The sequence below is a fragment of the Pseudomonas sp. LB3P25 genome (assembly GCF_054897985.1).
In genome coordinates, this window is sequence record NZ_CM142711.1 from 2,233,874 (window position 1) to 2,248,640 (window position 14,767).

Consider the following 14,767-nt stretch of genomic DNA (forward strand, 5'->3'; position numbering starts at 1 on the left):
AGCCCTCTGACAGACTGCGATGGCTCAGACCATGGCCAACCGCTGTTTGCGTTGTGGCGCGTGAAACGCCTGGTCCAGCGCCTCCAGATCCCCAGCCTCCAGTTGTAATTGCGCGGCTTGCGCGTTGAGTTGTACGTGCTCGGGTCGGACCGCTTTGGGGATGGCGATCACGCCTTCCTTACGCAGCATCCATGCCAACGCTACCTGGGCCGGCGTCACACGGTGACGGGCGGCTATTTGTTTGAGCATTGTATGGTTCAGCATAGGCCCACCCTGACCGATCGGACAGTAGGCCATGACCGGCATTTGATGCCGGTGGCTCCAGGGCAGCAGATCAAACTCGATGCCGCGCTCTTCCAGGTTGTAGAGCACCTGATTGGTGGCACAGGCCGGTGAGGCCAGTTCCTCCAAATCGTCGACGTCGAAATTGGAGACGCCCCAGCGACCAATCTTGCCTTCTTCGCGCAGGCGTTCGAAGGCCTCGACGGTTTCTTCGAGGGGATACTGGCCGCGCCAGTGCAGCAGGTAGAGATCGATGTAATCGGTATTCAGCCGTCGCAGACTGCGTTCGCACGCCTGGGGGATGCCTTTGCGGCCGGCGTTGTGCGGGTAAACCTTGCTGACGAGAAAGACGTCGTCACGCCTGCCGGCGATGGCTTCACCCACCACTTCCTCAGCGCCGCCCTCGCCGTACATTTCCGCGGTGTCGATGAGGGTCATGCCCAATTCGATGCCCAGGCGTAATGCCGCCACTTCCTGGGTGTGTCGGGAACGGTCTTCTCCCATGTGCCAGGTGCCTTGGCCGATGACCGGTACGTTGACGCCGGCCAATTCGAGGGTCCGCATTCAAATCTCCTTATTTTGAATCGATGAGTGCTCTTCGGTTGGCAACAGAATAGCTCTAGGGTTCCGCCGCCAAATCAAAAGATCGTCCGAACGCGGCCCGAACCTTCGGCAGCTCCTACCGAGCCAGGGGCCACCCGCGAGGATGGACTGGTCCGGCGTAGGAGCTGCCGAAGGTTCGGGCCGCGTTCGGACGATCTTTTGATCTTTTTTAGTGGGCAGAAAACTTCATCACAGTGCTCTGGGCATAGGTCTTGCCCGGGTCCAGTCGCGTGGACGGAAAGGTCGGCTGATTCGGTGAATCCGGATAGTGCTGGGTCTCCAGCGTGAATGCGCCCCAGTGCGGATAGACCTTGCCAGCCTTGCCTTTGACCGAGCCATCAAGGAAGTTGCTGGTGTAGAACTGCACACCGGGCTCGGTGGTGTAGAGCTGCAATCGACGGCCGGAGTGCGGATCGCTGACATCGGCGGCCAGTTGGCCCACATCACCCATGGCGTTCAGCACCCAGTTGAAATCGAAGCCGCCCTGTTTCGGTTCGGCAAATTTCAACTGTGGGTGATCGGCTTTGATGTTCTTGCCAATGGCGGTCGGCTGGGTGAAGTCCATCGGTGTGCCGGCCACCGGGGCCAGTTCGCCGGTAGGGATCAGCTTGCCGGTGACCGGCGTGTAATGGCTGGCGTGCAGGGTGGCGACCTGTTTCAGCACATCACCGTTGCCCGCGCCAGCCAGGTTGAAATAGCTGTGATTGGTCAGGTTCAACACCGTGGGTTTATCGGTGGACGCCTTGTAGTCGATGCGCAGCTCGTTGTGCTCGTTGAGGCTGTAGGTGACCTCGGTTTTCAGGTTGCCGGGGAAGCCCATTTCACCGTCCGCCGACTGATACGTCAGGGTCACGCCGACCGAATCCTTGCCGTTGCTCGGTTGGGCTTTCCAGACGTCTTTGTCAAAACCCTGAGGGCCGCCGTGCAGCGAGTTTGAACCGTCGTTGAGCGGCACCTGATAGCGCTTGCCGTCCAGTTCGAAAGCACCGCTCGCCAGGCGATTGCCGAAGCGCCCGATGGTCGCACCGAAGTACGCCGTGCCGCTCTGATAGCCCTGCACGTTATCGAAACCGAGTACCACATCGTCGAACTTGCCGTTTTTGTCCGGCACTTTCAGCGACTGCAGAATGCCACCGTAGGTAATGACCGTGGCGGTCAGGCCATGGCTGTTGCGCAAGATGTATTGCTCGACGGGCGTGCCGTCATTGGTTTTGCCGAAGGCCTTATGTTCGCTGGACAGGCCGGCGGCTTGGGCGGAGAGGGTGGCGATCATCAGGGACAGTCCAAGGCCGCAGAGTGAATGTCGGGATTGAAGCATGGTTGACCTTCCTTTTTGTTGTTTTTGGTAAAGTAGTCATACTAATAATCGCGTTTTAATGCGATCTAGGAAGGATTTATAGCTGATGTGGGCGCTGTTGCAATTATAAAGTATGACTAATGTGAATAGCCTCTTAACGGTTGCCAATGCTTACGGACCGTCGGCACTGCACTTTTTCAGGATTCACGGTTCTATCCTTGGCCAGCCTGCGGCGAATCCCCACCGCCGGCCCATGCCCAAGTTCAAGAACCCATGGCTCGAGTTTTACCCCGCACCACCACGCCCGTCCGCCGCCGTTGCCTGCTGTTGGCCTGCTTGTCGATGCTCGCGGCCTCCGGGTGTAGCCAGCAGCAGGGAAGTGACATCGTCAGCCAGTTCCGCGAAGGCAGCCCCCAGGAATTCCTCCAGACCAGCGTCGATCGCATGGCGACCCTGACGATGCGCGACAACCTCGACAGCCTCTACCTGCTGATGAGCAAGCTCTACCTGCGCAACCCGGACGAGCTGAAAAAATCCGGGTTCCTCGACGCCCGCACCGCCGGCAAGCAAGTGCGCATGGCCATCGAACAGCAACAACCGCTGCCGACCCTGGGTGGCAAAAAAGACCTGGCAGCGCTGCGTTATGCCATGAGCCCGGAATTTCTCGGCGACCGGGTCGGTGCCTTTATCTATGCCATCGGCAGCATGCTCGTCACCGCCCACGGCAATCGGCTCGAGTTCTACATGACGGATGCGATCAACCCGACGTTCGTCAACAACGCTGCCCGCAACATCGAAATAGCCACCTGGATACTCAGCCAGCGGCAAAACAAGCACGGCGAGCCGTTGCTGTTCTCCAACGAAATCTCGGAGGAGGGCAGCAACCTGAGTTTTGCCGTGGAGTTCGGCAAGATCGTTGCGCGACTGGACCTGCTGACGCAGATGCTGGACGAACGCTACCGACGGATCGGTCTGAACTACGCGCAGAGCCTGCTATTTCTCAATTTTCTGCCAGTACAGTGAACCCACCTTGTGGGAGCGGACTTTTGTGGCGAGGGGATTTATCCCCGTTGGACTGCGCAGCAGTCCCATTTTTTTGGGGCCGCTGCGCAGCCCAACGGGGATAAATCCCCTCGCCACAAAGGCTCCCACAGGGAACTGCATGTGTACTTGAGGCATAAAGATAGATCGCATCGATATAAGTGGTTATAAGAAAAATCGCTATGCTGCGGGCCAGATTTTTCATGCGTTTTTTGTGGGCGTGTTAATGGAATTCGGTAATTTCGGTTTAGTCGTAGCAGGTCTGGTAGTCGGCTTTATTGTCGGGATGACCGGGGTCGGTGGCGGTTCGTTGATGACCCCCATTCTGTTGTGGTTCGGCGTCAATCCGGCCACCGCAGTGGGGACGGATTTGCTGTACGCGGCGATAACCAAGTCCAGTGGCGTGCTGGTTCATAGAAAGAACAAGAACATCGACTGGGCCATTACCGGTTGGCTGACCCTCGGCAGTGTGCCGGCGGTGGCGCTGACGTTGTGGTTCCTGAGCACCTTGCAAACGTCGCCCGAGGCGATGAACGCGGTCATCAAACAGGCGTTGGGCTTTGTGCTGTTTGCCACGGCGCTGGCGATTTTCTTCAAGAAGCGCCTGCTCGATTTCGCCCACAAACGCGCGGGCGGTCATTACAACCCCAGCGGCAACCGCTTGAATGCACTGACCGTGATCACCGGCTTGGTCCTCGGCACCATGGTTGCCCTGACCTCCATCGGTGCTGGCGCTCTGGGCACCGTCGCGTTGTTCATTCTCTATCCGCTGCTGCCTACCCGCCGCCTGGTGGGCACGGAAATCGCGCACGCCGTACCGCTGACCCTGGTTGCCGGCCTCGGCCATGCGAGCATGGGCAACATGGATTGGCACGTGCTGGGTTACTTGCTGGTCGGTTCGTTGCCGGGGATTTACCTGGGCAGCCACCTCACTGGCCGCATCTCCGATGAAGTGCTGCGGCCTTGCCTGGCCACAATGCTGGTGCTGATCGGGTACAAACTGGCCTTTTAATCGGGTAGAGGTTCCAGAAACAAACCAGCTCCCCGGCTTAGGGCCGGGTCAGAATCTCCAGCAGATGCCCGTCCGGGTCATCGAAATAAACCCGCCGGCCACCGCCGTAGTCGTTGATCTCGTTCGGTCGTTGCTTGCCGGGGTCGGCCCACCAGGGTTGCTTCCGGGCTTGCAGGTGGGCGAAGGCCGCATCGAAATCGTCGTCACCGATCAAAAACGCGTAGTGCTGGGAGGCAATCGGCGGGTCATTGTCGTAGAAGTCCAGCGACACACCGTTGTCGAACTTGACGATCAGCATCGGGCCGAAGGGTTCGGGGCTGGGCAGGCCGAGGATGTCTGCCAGATAGTTGGCTGATGTCTGCTTGTCGCGACACCAGACGATGGTGTGGTTCAACTGAGCGCTCATGCAGCGGTCCTCACGGCGGATCAGGGCGTTGTTGTTGAGCTATGAGATTAGCTCAGCCTGTTGCGCAATGACCGCCCTGACCTAAGCTTGGGGCAAGGCGAGACACAATTGCGGTGCGTCACCCGGAACGAACGCCGCGATGCGCAATCATTAGAGCGTGGATATCAAAAGGAGATGCGCATGCTCATCAGGTCATTGACCCTGACTACCCTGCTGGCGTTCGCCGGCCCCTTGTTCGCTGCCGATGACGGCTCACCGCTGGATATAGACAAGGGCAGGGCGCGACCACTGATTGTTATTGCTTCCAGCACGGTTGATCCGGTGTGGGTTGGCCTGAAAAAGTCGCTGGGCGATCCGGCCAACAAGGAGGGTGTCGCCCAACGCAATATCAGGGTGTACACCGTGCTGAACATGTTCGGTCAGCTCGACGGCAAGGATCTCGGCCAACAGGACACCATGGCACTGATCCGCTCGCTGAAACTCGGTGCGGGTGCGTTGCCCAAAGTCATCCTGGTGGGCAAGGACGGCGAGAAGAAGTTTGAGAGTTCGGGGGATGAATCAAAATCGGTCGATTTGAAGAAAATTTTCGACACGATCGACGCCCTGCCAGCGACCGAGAAAGAAGCGGCAGCGCTGACGGTCGCGACGCCTGTTGAAGCTGCTGAACCGGTCAAAGGTGCAAAGGGCGCCAAGGGGGCAAAACCGGGCAAACCGGTCAAACCCGCCAAGCCGCCTGAAATGCCGGACGATTGAGCACGGATCTTTGTAGCAGCTGGCGAAGCCTGCGTCCGGCTGCGCAGCAGTCGTAAACCCTGAATGCACAGTGTGCCTGACGGACCGCAGTGGCTGATTTTACGACTGCTGCGCAGCCGGACGCAGGCTTCGCCAGCTGCTACAAGGGTGCGATTACCAGCTATAGCGATAACCCGCCGTCACCACCCAAGGCTGCTCAATATCGCTGCCTTTGGTGTAGCCCGCTTCGACGAAGAAGTGATGCCGGTGCGCCGCATTGACCATGACCCCACCTCCAACCTCCGCCCGTGAACCTGGCAGCCGGCTGTCCAGTGTAAATGTTCGACGACACAATGCCCGTGGCGAGGGAGCTTGCTCCCGTTCGACTGCGCAGCAGTCGTCGAATCGGGAGGTCCTAGGACGAGATGTTCTGGCCTTCGCTGGCGTCGGACATTTCCTGCAAGACGCGGCGCACTGCATGAACTGGCGCCCAAAGAGCCACGCCGATAACCTTCTCCAGCCGCTGCAAAATCAGCGGTCGGATGTGGAAGTCTGAGTTTCAAGAAAGAGAAAGCAGCGTCCATGAAACGCATGTCGGCATTTTTTATGTCAACATCGCCGCCTTATGGCGGCTGTGCGCGGGGCACTTTCAAGTGCGCCGGGTTTTTCTCTTTCCCTGGTCTTCCACACCTGCGTACAGCTGCCACCCTCATGTGGAAGTGAGATGGGTAGCCCCCCTAAAACTTAAAGAGAATATTTGTTCATGAAGAAAAACATTCCAGATAGCCCAGAAGTCCCGTCCGATCCAGATCCCCTCGATCCAGTCCCACTCTCCGAAACCAGCGAACCCGCCGTCAGCGCTCGCCTGCGTAACCCCAGCCACGCCGACCCCATCAGCCACATCTTCACCATCGTCCCCGGCGTCGACACAGCAACCCTGCTATGCCATGCCTGCGAAACCCTCGCGTCCCTGAATGTCCTGATCACGGATCTGGCCTGCAAGCTGGAAAGCTCCAACCGCAATGTGGCGCTGTCGATTCAGCAGTTGGCGGTGGTCGCCGAATTGCTGGTGAACCGCGCATTGGACAACGTCGATCCGCCCGAAGGCGCGCCTGCTGTTCAACCAACGACTCAACCTTGAACAGGGGAGGTTCGCCATGGCTCGATACATGCCGATGACGGGCATCGATTGCAAAATCCCGTCCTTGCTGATTGATACAGAAGCTCCGGTGGATGTGTTGCATGACACGGCGGCGTACCGCATTCGCAGCGTGACTCAACTGCTGGAAACCCTTTCCGTCGGCGAGGGGATCAGCCGTGATGCGTTGTTGTTGCAGGACTTCGCGCGGGTGTTGGCGATTCCGATGCGCGACGGTTGTGATTTGGTGGATGTGATCGGGCGACGATTGCAGGCACAACAATGAAAAATGGGCGACCTCAAGAGGTCGCCCATTTTTTTGCCTGCAAGAGATCTACAAAAAAACGGGTGTTTCGGGGGGAGATGTATTGGCTTTTATTGGTCTCGGAAATTTCCTGCAAGTCCTGTCGGTCTTTATGAACTGGTTTCTGTCAGAGAGCACCGCTAGCCTTCGTCAGCCACCGCAAAATCGCGGTCGGACGTGGGAATCCGCGACACTGAGGGATCCAGGGACGAAAAACACCAATGGCACAAAAAGGAGCCTCGTCTGTGAAAAAGATCAGCAAGCATCAACCGAAAACCCTAACCGACGCCGATCATCTCGATCCCGCGAAGCCGTGTGAAACCGCAAAATGCGCAGTCACTCCAAGCCCCAGGCGGACCGCCACGACCCAGCAGATTTTCACTGTTGCTCCTGGTGTCGACACACTCGCCCTGCTAAATCAGGCCTGCGAAACCCTTGCCTCCCTGAATGTCCTGATTGCGAATTTTGCCGGAAAACTGGAAGGCTCGAACCGCAAGGTGCTGCTGCCGATTCAACAATTGGCGGCGGTCGCCGAGTTGTTGGTGAATCAGGCACGGGAAAATCTTGATCCGAGAAGCGACGCACCTGACGCTCAGACACCGACTCGGCATTGAGCTGACGTAGTAACGACAATGGGCGAACAGGTCGCCCATTTTGTTTGCCCGCTAGAGATCTGTAGCAGCTGCCGAGCCTGCGAGGCTGCGTTCGGCTGCGCAGCAGTCATAAAACACGCAACCGCGTTCTTTCAGGAAAACCGCATTAGCCGGATGGCGACCGCTCCGCGCTCGAACGCAGCCTCGCAGGCTCGGCAGCTGCTACGAGAAATCGCGTTTCTCGGCTACCGGGCCAGTGCGCTCAATATTGTGTGAGCAATCTTGATTCGCTCCGGGTTCGGATAATTCTTGTTCGCCAGGATCACGATGCCCATGTCTTTGGCCGGCACGAAGGCGACATAAGCACCGAAACCACCGGTCGACCCGGTCTTGTTGAACCATGCAGCGTCTTGCGCAAGCTGCGGCGGGGTCAGCCACTGGACTTCGTGAGCCTCCATCGCCATCTGAGTCGAGTTACCGGCCAGCAATGTGTCGAGGCTGGCCGGATAGTTGTAGAACTCCCAACCCAACCCCTGAGTCATCTCGCCAACCTTGTAGTAACCGGTATGCGTCGCGGCAATTGCCCGCTGCATCGGATCTTCAAGGCGAGTTGGTTTCATGTTCGCTTCAACATAGCGAAGCAGGTCCGCGGCGCTGGTTTTCACGCCATAAGCCTCCGAATCCAGTGCCCCCGGCCCAACCCGTACGGGCTTGTCTTCCTTGTTGTAACCCTGAGCGTAAAGTCCCATTTGAGCCTGCGGCACGTTGAGGTAGGTGTGCTTCAGCCCGAGTTTCGGCAGCAGGGTCTTTTCCATCACATCATCAAACGGTGCGCCCATGCTTTGGGCTGCGAGGTAACCGAACAACCCCAGGCTCGGGTTCGAATACTGCCGATGGGTGCCAGCGGCGTAGGTCGGTTTCCACTGCTGGAAATAGCCGAGCATCTTGTCCGACGCATCGGCATCGTCAGGGAATTGCAGCGGTAGGCCCCCGGCGCTGTAGGTGCCCAGTTGCAGCACGCTGATGTTGTCGAACGCGCTGCCGCGCAGCTCCGGCAGCACGCTGCTGGCCTTGTCCGACAGGGACAGTTTGCCGGTGGCCTGAGCGTAGGCGGCGAGGGTGGCGGTGAAGGTTTTGCTCACCGAACCGATCTCGAACAGGGTGTCTTCGGTGACGGCTTTGCCGTTTTCCCTGGAGGCCACGCCGTAGTTAAAGTAATGCGGTTGGCCGTTGACGGTGATGGCGATCGCGACACCGGGGATCTGCTGTTGCTGCATCACCGGTTCGATGGCGGCCTTGACGATGGCTTCGATACGATCGTCAGCGACGCAATGACCGGCGCTGAGGAACAGTGCGAAAGCGCTGTAGGACGCGAGCTTGTTATGCATGATTGAGTTACTTTCCATGAGGTTCAAGGGTATTAGCCGCTACACTCCGAGCGGCTTTTCAGTCCGGGCGGCTGATGGGCGAGACAAATCTATGCAGTCAGCCGAGGTTCGACAACCGATGATATTTCGGACGAGCCATTAGAAAAATTTGGGAGTGGGCATGATCCGGCCTCAATTACCGCTCAATGCATTGCGCGCCTTCGAGGCCTCTGCCCGGCACTTGAGTTTCACCCGGGCGGCCGTTGAGTTGTGTGTCACTCAGGCGGCGGTGAGCCATCAGGTCAAGAGCCTTGAGTCGCAACTTGGCGTGACCCTGTTCAAGCGCTTGCCCCGCGGGCTTATGCTGACCAGCGAGGGCGAAACCCTGCTGCCGGTGTTGCGCGAGTCTTTCGACCGTATTGCGCGCACCCTTGAGCGATTCGAGGGCGGACATTTTCGCGAGGTCTTGACGGTCGGCGCGGTGGGGACATTCGCGGTGGGTTGGTTGTTGCCACGGCTGACGGACTTCCAGGCGAAACATCCGTTCATAGATTTGCGCCTGTCGACCAACAACAACCGCGTGGACGTGGCCGCCGAAGGGCTGGATTACGCCATACGATTTGGTGCCGGGTCGTGGCATGGCATTGAAGCAGTGCGGTTGATCGAGGCGCCGTTGTCGGTGTTGTGTGTTCCCGAGATTGCCCGGCAACTGAAAACACCGACAGACTTGTTGCAGCAAACGCTGTTGCGTTCTTATCGCACGGACGAGTGGCCCAAATGGTTTCAGGCTACCGGCCTATCGACCCACACAGCACCGCCCCGTAGCATCGTCTTCGACTCGTCGCTGGCGATGATGGAGGCGGCGCTGCAAGGGGCGGGCGTTGCATTGGCGCCGCCGCTGATGTTCGCCCGGCAACTGGCGGCGGGTGCAATCGAGCAACCGTTCGCTATCGGGATCACCACCGGCAGTTACTGGCTGACCCGCTTGCAGTCGCGCCCTGAAACGTCGGCGATGGCGGCGTTCAAGCAATGGTTGCTGCAAGCAGCACAAGAACCTGTGGGAGCGAGCCTGCTCGCGAAAGCGGTCTATCCGTCACATTGATGCTGGATGTGCCGACGTCTTCGCGAGCAGGCTCGCTCCCACAGGGATTGCGGTGTTCCAATAGAGTTAACGCACCAGACACGGCCGCTTGTTGTCGAACTTCCAGCCCGGAATCAGAAACTGCATGGCCACGCTGTCATCCCGCGCGCCCAATCCCATGCCTTTGTACAGCTCATGGGCCTTGGCCAGCTGATCCATGTCCAGTTCGACGCCCAAGCCGGGTTTCTTCGGCACTTGCACGCAGCCGCCAACGATTTGCAGCGGCGCTTTGGTCAGGCGCTGACCGTCCTGCCAGATCCAGTGAGTGTCGATCGCCGTGATTTCGCCGGGTGCCGCCGCCGCGACGTGGGTGAACATCGCCAGGGAAATATCGAAGTGGTTGTTGGAATGCGAACCCCAGGTCAGACCCCACTCATGGCACATCTGCGCCACGCGGACCGAGCCCTGCATCGTCCAGAAGTGCGGGTCGGCCAGGGGAATGTCCACCGATTGCAGCTGGATCGCGTGGCCCATTTCCCGCCAGTCGGTGGCGATCATGTTGGTCGCGGTTTTCAGGCCTGTGGCGCGACGGAATTCAGCCATGACTTCACGTCCTGAATAACCGTTTTCCGCGCCGCACGGGTCTTCGGCGTAAGCCAGGACGTGATGCTGATCCCGGCACAGGCGAATGGCTTCCTTGAGTGACCACGCGCCATTCGGATCGAGGGTGATGCGCGCATCGGGGAAGCGTTCGGCCAGGGCGGTGACGGCTTCGATTTCGTCATCGCCACTGAGCACGCCGCCCTTGAGTTTGAAGTCCTTGAAGCCGTAGCGCGAGTGAGCAGCTTCGGCCAGACGCACCACGGCGTCGGCGGTCATGGCTTTTTCGTGACGCACGCGGAACCAGTCGTTGTCGGCGTCCGGTTCGCTGCGGTAGGCCAGATCGGTTTCGTTGCGATCACCGACATAAAACAAATAACCCAGCATCTTCACTTCATCGCGCTGCTGGCCTTCGCCGAGCAGGGCGGCCACCGGCACGTCCAGGTGCTGACCCAGGAGATCAAGCAGCGCAGCTTCAAGGCCGGTGACGGCGTGGATGGTGATGCGCAAATCGAACGTCTGTAACCCGCGACCGCCGGCATCGCGATCGGCGAAGGTCTGGCGCACTTGGTTGAGGATCTTCTGATAAGTGCCGATCGGACTGCCGACCACCAGGCTGCGCGCATCTTCGAGGGTCTGGCGAATGCGCTCGCCGCCCGGTACTTCACCGACACCGGTGTGACCGGCGTTGTCCTTGAGGATCACGATGTTACGGGTGAAAAACGGCCCGTGAGCGCCGCTCAGATTGAGCAACATGCCATCGTGGCCGGCCACCGGAACAACCTGCATGCTGGTGATGATCGGGGCTTTGGCGGTTTCTTGTGTGTTCATTGTTATGTCCTTCAAAACTGTGCTCTTGCATGAGTGTTCAGGCGTGGTTGGGCGCTGGTTTGCCCGGTGCAACGGCAGGTGCGGATTTCGGTTTATTGCGTGCGGCGAAGACGATGATCGCGGCAATGATCGAGGTCGCGGCCAGGCCGTACAGCCCGCCCTGAATCGAGCCGGTGCGTTCTTCCAGCAGGCCGAACGTGGTCGGCGCGACGAAGCCGCCAAGGTTGCCCACCGAGTTGATCAGCGCGATCACGCCTGCGGCGATCCGTGCATCCAGATAGGCCTGAGGAATCGGCCAGAACAGCGACGACGCCGATTTGAAACCCAGCGCAGCAAAGCAGATCGCAACGAACGCGAAGATCGGCCCGCCGGTGGTGGACATGAACATCCCGGCCGCTGCAATCAGCAGGGCTGCGGCGACCCAGGCTTGTTGATGCTTCCATTTGGCCGACAACGAAGCGAAGGCGTACATGCCGATGATCGACAGTAACCACGGAATCGAGTTGAACAACCCGACCTGAATATCGCTGAGGTCGCCCATCTTTTTGATGATGCTCGGTAGCCAGAAGGTTGCGGCGTAGATGGTCAATTGGATGAAGAAGTAGATCAGGCAAAACAGGATGATCTGGCGATCCTTGAGCAGTTTGCCCAATGACGGTTTGATCGGCGTCGCGGCTTCGCGGGCCAGCTGTTCATCGTCGATGGCTTTGACCAGCGCGTCTTGCTCTTCGCGGCTCAGCCATTTGGCGTCGTGGGGTTTGGAGTCCAGCCAGAACCAGACGAACACGCACAGCCCGACCGAGAACATCCCTTCAATGAAGTACATCCACTGCCAGCCGTGCATCCCGAAGCCGCTGATTTGCAGGAGCAACCCGGACAACGGGCCGGAGATCAGCGAAGCAATGGCCGAACCGCTGAGGAAGATGGCAATCGCCTTGCCGCGTTCAACGCCAGGCAACCAACGAGTGAAGTAATAAATCACTCCGGGAAAGAACCCGGCTTCGGCCACGCCCAGCAGGAATCGCAGGATGTAGAAGTGGGTTTCGTTCTGGATGAACGCCATGCAAGCGGCGACCACGCCCCAGGTCAGCATGATGCGGGTCAGCCAGATCCGCGCGCCGACTTTTTGCAGGAGGATGTTGGAGGGGACTTCGAACAGCGCGTAACCGATGAAGAACAGCCCGGCACCGAGGCCGTAGGCGGCAGCGCCGATGCCCAGGTCGTGCTCCATGTGGGCGCGGACGAAGCCGATGTTCACGCGGTCGATGTAGTTGACGATGAACATGATCACGAACAGCGGCAGTACATGGCGTTTTACTTTCGAGATGGCGGACTTCAGGACCGAGTCGGCGCCATCGTTCATCCCGGATATGGATGTATTCACTTCGTTATCTCCCACTGATTATTTTTATGCGGGGTGTGGCTGGGTGTTGCGATGTTGATAGACATCATACAACTACGTTTTTTCGTCCTGCAAGCGCTGTTGTCCAACAATGTGGCGCTTAATTGAGGATTTATTATTCTTTTTGCTGTGATGTATGACCTTTTTGGCGTCCCTGGATTACCTGTTTGTTGAGTGTTGTCATACAAGATGGCCGGCTTTTTCTTGAGATTCCCATCGAGCGCAGTGCTACGATTCCGGTAGCCCTGCTTTCGGATGATCGCCATGCAAGAAGACCTTGACGCGCCTGCCCGCAAGCGCACCCACAATCTGGCCCATGACCTGGTCGCCAAACTGACCCAGAGCATCCTGCTCGGCCAGATGTTGCCCGGGGACAAGCTGCCGTCCGAGAACACGATTGTTCAGGAGCACGGGGTCAGTCGCACGGTGGTACGCGAGGCCATCTCGAAGTTGCAGGCGTCGGGTCTCGTGGAAACCCGCCACGGCATTGGCACCTTTGTTATTGAACGAGCGCCGGAGCAGGGACTTCGGTTGAACGTCGATACCGCGCTGGGGGTGCGCAGCATTCTGGAGTTGCGCATGGGCCTGGAAACCCAGGCCGCCGCGCTGGCTGCAACCCGTCGCACGGATCATCAATTGGCGCAGATGCGCGAAGCGCTGGACGACTATCAAAGCTTGCTGGCCAACAACGACAGCTGCGTCGAAGCCGACAAGCGCTTCCACCTGCTGATCGCCGAAGCCACCGGCAACGTGTGCTTCACCGAAATCATGCAGCACCTGGGCAGCGCCATGATCCCGCGCACCCGCGTCAATGCCGCCGAGCGCGGCGCAGTGGACTTGAGCAAGCTCGGGCAACTGGCCAACCTTGAGCACGAGGCGATTCTCAACGCCATCAAACGCCAGGATCCGGATGCGGCGCGGGCGGCCATGTGGCTGCACCTGACCAACAGTCGCGACCGCTTTTCGGCAGATCGCTGACCATACATTTGTTGCCTGTGACATTGCTTTCGCGAGCAGGCTCGCTCCCACATTTTGATCTGTGGTGGCCGTAAAAAGCCGGGTACACAGCCGATCCCCTGTGGGAGCGAGCCTGCTCGCGAAGGCGTCAGTCGCATTGGCGCCGGTCCGGATCAGGCCCCGGTGACTTGAGCAACCACCGGCCTGCGCTCCAGATTCAAGGCCAACACACTGACCAGCACCACCAGTGCTCCGCCAATGATCATCAACGTCGGCCGCTCGCCCAGCGCAAAAGAGGCGATCGCCATGGCGGTCGGTGGAATCAGATACAGCGTCATCGTTGCGCGGCTCAAATCCACATGAGTTAGCACATAGGCCCAGGCGAGATACGCCAGGGCGCTCGGAAAAATGCCCAACCCGATGACCGCAAGCTGCACTTCAATCGGAGCGGTGACAACCTGGCTGACCAGCCCCGGGAGATAAACCAACAGCAGTAGCGTCCCGAACCAAACCGTGTAACACACCAACGTCAGTCCGTCGTAGCGCCGCGAGTGATGCTTGTGCAACGCAAAGTAGAAACTCCACGACACCGCCGCCAACAAAATCAGCCATCCATGGGCGTCGATGCTCCCCAGTCCGTGATCACCGGCCACCACAATCACCACGCCGATCAGCCCCAGAAAAACGCAGCCCCAGCGCCACGCACTAACCCGGTCCTTGAAGACGAAACGCGCCAGCAGTGTGCTGAATAACGGCGTCGATTGCGCCAACACACTGGAGGCCCCGGCGCTGACGCTTTGCTGGCCGAAGTTCAGCGCGACATGGTGCAGGCTCACGGCAAAGAAACCGAGGGTGAACAGCAGCGGCAGGTCACGCCTGTTCGGCAGGCTGATGCCTCGGACCACCGCGACCACCGCCATGAATGCCGACGCCAGCAGAAACCGCAGCAAGGCCAGATGACCAGGCTCATAGGCCTGCAAACCGATGTGAATACCGGTCGGTGAGTAACCCCAGCAGCTGACCACAAATGCCATGGCCAGGATGAGTTTGACGGGGACGTTGGGGGAGGGCGTGAGTGACTTCATGGTCGGGCACCTGTGGGCATATGCACCGAGTATCAG

General features: G+C 59.0%; 16 protein-coding genes. 8 read left to right on the forward strand and 8 right to left on the reverse strand.

The features are described 5' to 3' along the window. Nucleotides 1–24: 24 nt before the first annotated feature. The gene (locus ACYZTW_RS09985; RefSeq protein ID WP_462004717.1) at nt 25–846 is read right to left on the reverse strand and encodes an aldo/keto reductase; all 822 of its coding nucleotides are present in this window, start codon (nt 844–846) and stop codon (nt 25–27) included. Nucleotides 847–1,054: 208 nt separating this feature from the next. Then, nucleotides 1,055–2,203: an aldose epimerase family protein gene (locus ACYZTW_RS09990; protein ID WP_462004718.1), complete on the reverse strand. Its 1,149-nt coding sequence runs from the start codon at nt 2,201–2,203 to the stop codon at nt 1,055–1,057. Between the two features lie 252 nt (nt 2,204–2,455). On the opposite strand from ACYZTW_RS09990, the gene ACYZTW_RS09995 reads away from it, so the two are divergent. Next, the gene (locus ACYZTW_RS09995; protein ID WP_462004719.1) at nt 2,456–3,205 is read left to right on the forward strand and encodes a hypothetical protein; all 750 of its coding nucleotides are present in this window, start codon (nt 2,456–2,458) and stop codon (nt 3,203–3,205) included. A gap of 244 nt (nt 3,206–3,449) precedes the next feature. Next, the gene (locus ACYZTW_RS10000; RefSeq protein ID WP_095128859.1) at nt 3,450–4,235 is read left to right on the forward strand and encodes a sulfite exporter TauE/SafE family protein; all 786 of its coding nucleotides are present in this window, start codon (nt 3,450–3,452) and stop codon (nt 4,233–4,235) included. Nucleotides 4,236–4,272: 37 nt separating this feature from the next. Here the strand turns inward: ACYZTW_RS10000 and ACYZTW_RS10005 are convergent, their stop codons facing one another. Beyond that, nucleotides 4,273–4,641 carry a VOC family protein gene (locus ACYZTW_RS10005; protein WP_462004720.1) on the reverse strand — a complete coding sequence of 123 codons (369 nt, stop codon included), beginning with the start codon at nt 4,639–4,641 and terminating at the stop codon, nt 4,273–4,275. 180 nt (nt 4,642–4,821) lie between these two features. On the opposite strand from ACYZTW_RS10005, the gene ACYZTW_RS10010 reads away from it, so the two are divergent. Further along, the gene (locus ACYZTW_RS10010) at nt 4,822–5,394 is read left to right on the forward strand and encodes a DUF4174 domain-containing protein (protein ID WP_462004721.1); all 573 of its coding nucleotides are present in this window, start codon (nt 4,822–4,824) and stop codon (nt 5,392–5,394) included. Between the two features lie 153 nt (nt 5,395–5,547). On the opposite strand, the gene ACYZTW_RS10015 is transcribed toward ACYZTW_RS10010, so the two are convergent. Further along, nucleotides 5,548–5,853 carry an autotransporter outer membrane beta-barrel domain-containing protein gene (locus ACYZTW_RS10015; protein WP_462004722.1) on the reverse strand — a complete coding sequence of 102 codons (306 nt, stop codon included), beginning with the start codon at nt 5,851–5,853 and terminating at the stop codon, nt 5,548–5,550. Between the two features lie 283 nt (nt 5,854–6,136). Between ACYZTW_RS10015 and ACYZTW_RS10020 the strand changes: the two genes are divergently transcribed. The 3 genes from ACYZTW_RS10020 to ACYZTW_RS10030 all read left to right on the forward strand — a co-directional run bounded on the left by ACYZTW_RS10020 (nt 6,137) and on the right by ACYZTW_RS10030 (nt 7,429). Then, a complete protein-coding gene (locus tag ACYZTW_RS10020; protein ID WP_462004723.1) occupies nt 6,137–6,514 on the forward strand; it encodes a DUF6124 family protein in 378 nt (125 codons plus the stop codon). A gap of 16 nt (nt 6,515–6,530) precedes the next feature. Further along, the gene (locus tag ACYZTW_RS10025) at nt 6,531–6,797 is read left to right on the forward strand and encodes a hypothetical protein (protein ID WP_462004724.1); all 267 of its coding nucleotides are present in this window, start codon (nt 6,531–6,533) and stop codon (nt 6,795–6,797) included. A 263-nt stretch (nt 6,798–7,060) separates the two neighbouring features. Further along, entirely contained in the window at nt 7,061–7,429 is a 369-nt protein-coding gene (locus ACYZTW_RS10030) for a DUF6124 family protein (protein ID WP_462004725.1), read from the forward strand. A 224-nt stretch (nt 7,430–7,653) separates the two neighbouring features. Here ACYZTW_RS10030 and ampC read toward each other — a convergent pair whose 3' ends face one another. After that, on the reverse strand, nt 7,654–8,796 hold the full coding sequence (gene ampC / locus ACYZTW_RS10035; protein ID WP_462004726.1) for a class C beta-lactamase: 1,143 nt from the start codon (nt 8,794–8,796) through the stop codon (nt 7,654–7,656). Between the two features lie 160 nt (nt 8,797–8,956). Between ampC and ACYZTW_RS10040 the strand changes: the two genes are divergently transcribed. After that, nucleotides 8,957–9,877 (forward strand): LysR family transcriptional regulator, encoded by a 921-nt coding sequence (locus ACYZTW_RS10040; RefSeq protein WP_462004727.1) that lies wholly within the window; start codon nt 8,957–8,959, stop codon nt 9,875–9,877. Between the two features lie 66 nt (nt 9,878–9,943). On the opposite strand, the gene gudD is transcribed toward ACYZTW_RS10040, so the two are convergent. Together gudD and ACYZTW_RS10050 are read right to left on the reverse strand one after the other, a co-directional pair. Next, nucleotides 9,944–11,287: a glucarate dehydratase gene (gene gudD / locus ACYZTW_RS10045; RefSeq protein WP_462004728.1), complete on the reverse strand. Its 1,344-nt coding sequence runs from the start codon at nt 11,285–11,287 to the stop codon at nt 9,944–9,946. Between the two features lie 37 nt (nt 11,288–11,324). Continuing rightward, entirely contained in the window at nt 11,325–12,671 is a 1,347-nt protein-coding gene (locus tag ACYZTW_RS10050; RefSeq protein WP_462004729.1) for an MFS transporter, read from the reverse strand. A 282-nt stretch (nt 12,672–12,953) separates the two neighbouring features. On the opposite strand from ACYZTW_RS10050, the gene ACYZTW_RS10055 reads away from it, so the two are divergent. Next, nucleotides 12,954–13,667: a FadR/GntR family transcriptional regulator gene (locus tag ACYZTW_RS10055; protein WP_046047599.1), complete on the forward strand. Its 714-nt coding sequence runs from the start codon at nt 12,954–12,956 to the stop codon at nt 13,665–13,667. A gap of 152 nt (nt 13,668–13,819) precedes the next feature. On the opposite strand, the gene ACYZTW_RS10060 is transcribed toward ACYZTW_RS10055, so the two are convergent. After that, nucleotides 13,820–14,731: a DMT family transporter gene (locus tag ACYZTW_RS10060; protein ID WP_462004730.1), complete on the reverse strand. Its 912-nt coding sequence runs from the start codon at nt 14,729–14,731 to the stop codon at nt 13,820–13,822. Nucleotides 14,732–14,767: the final 36 nt, after the last annotated feature.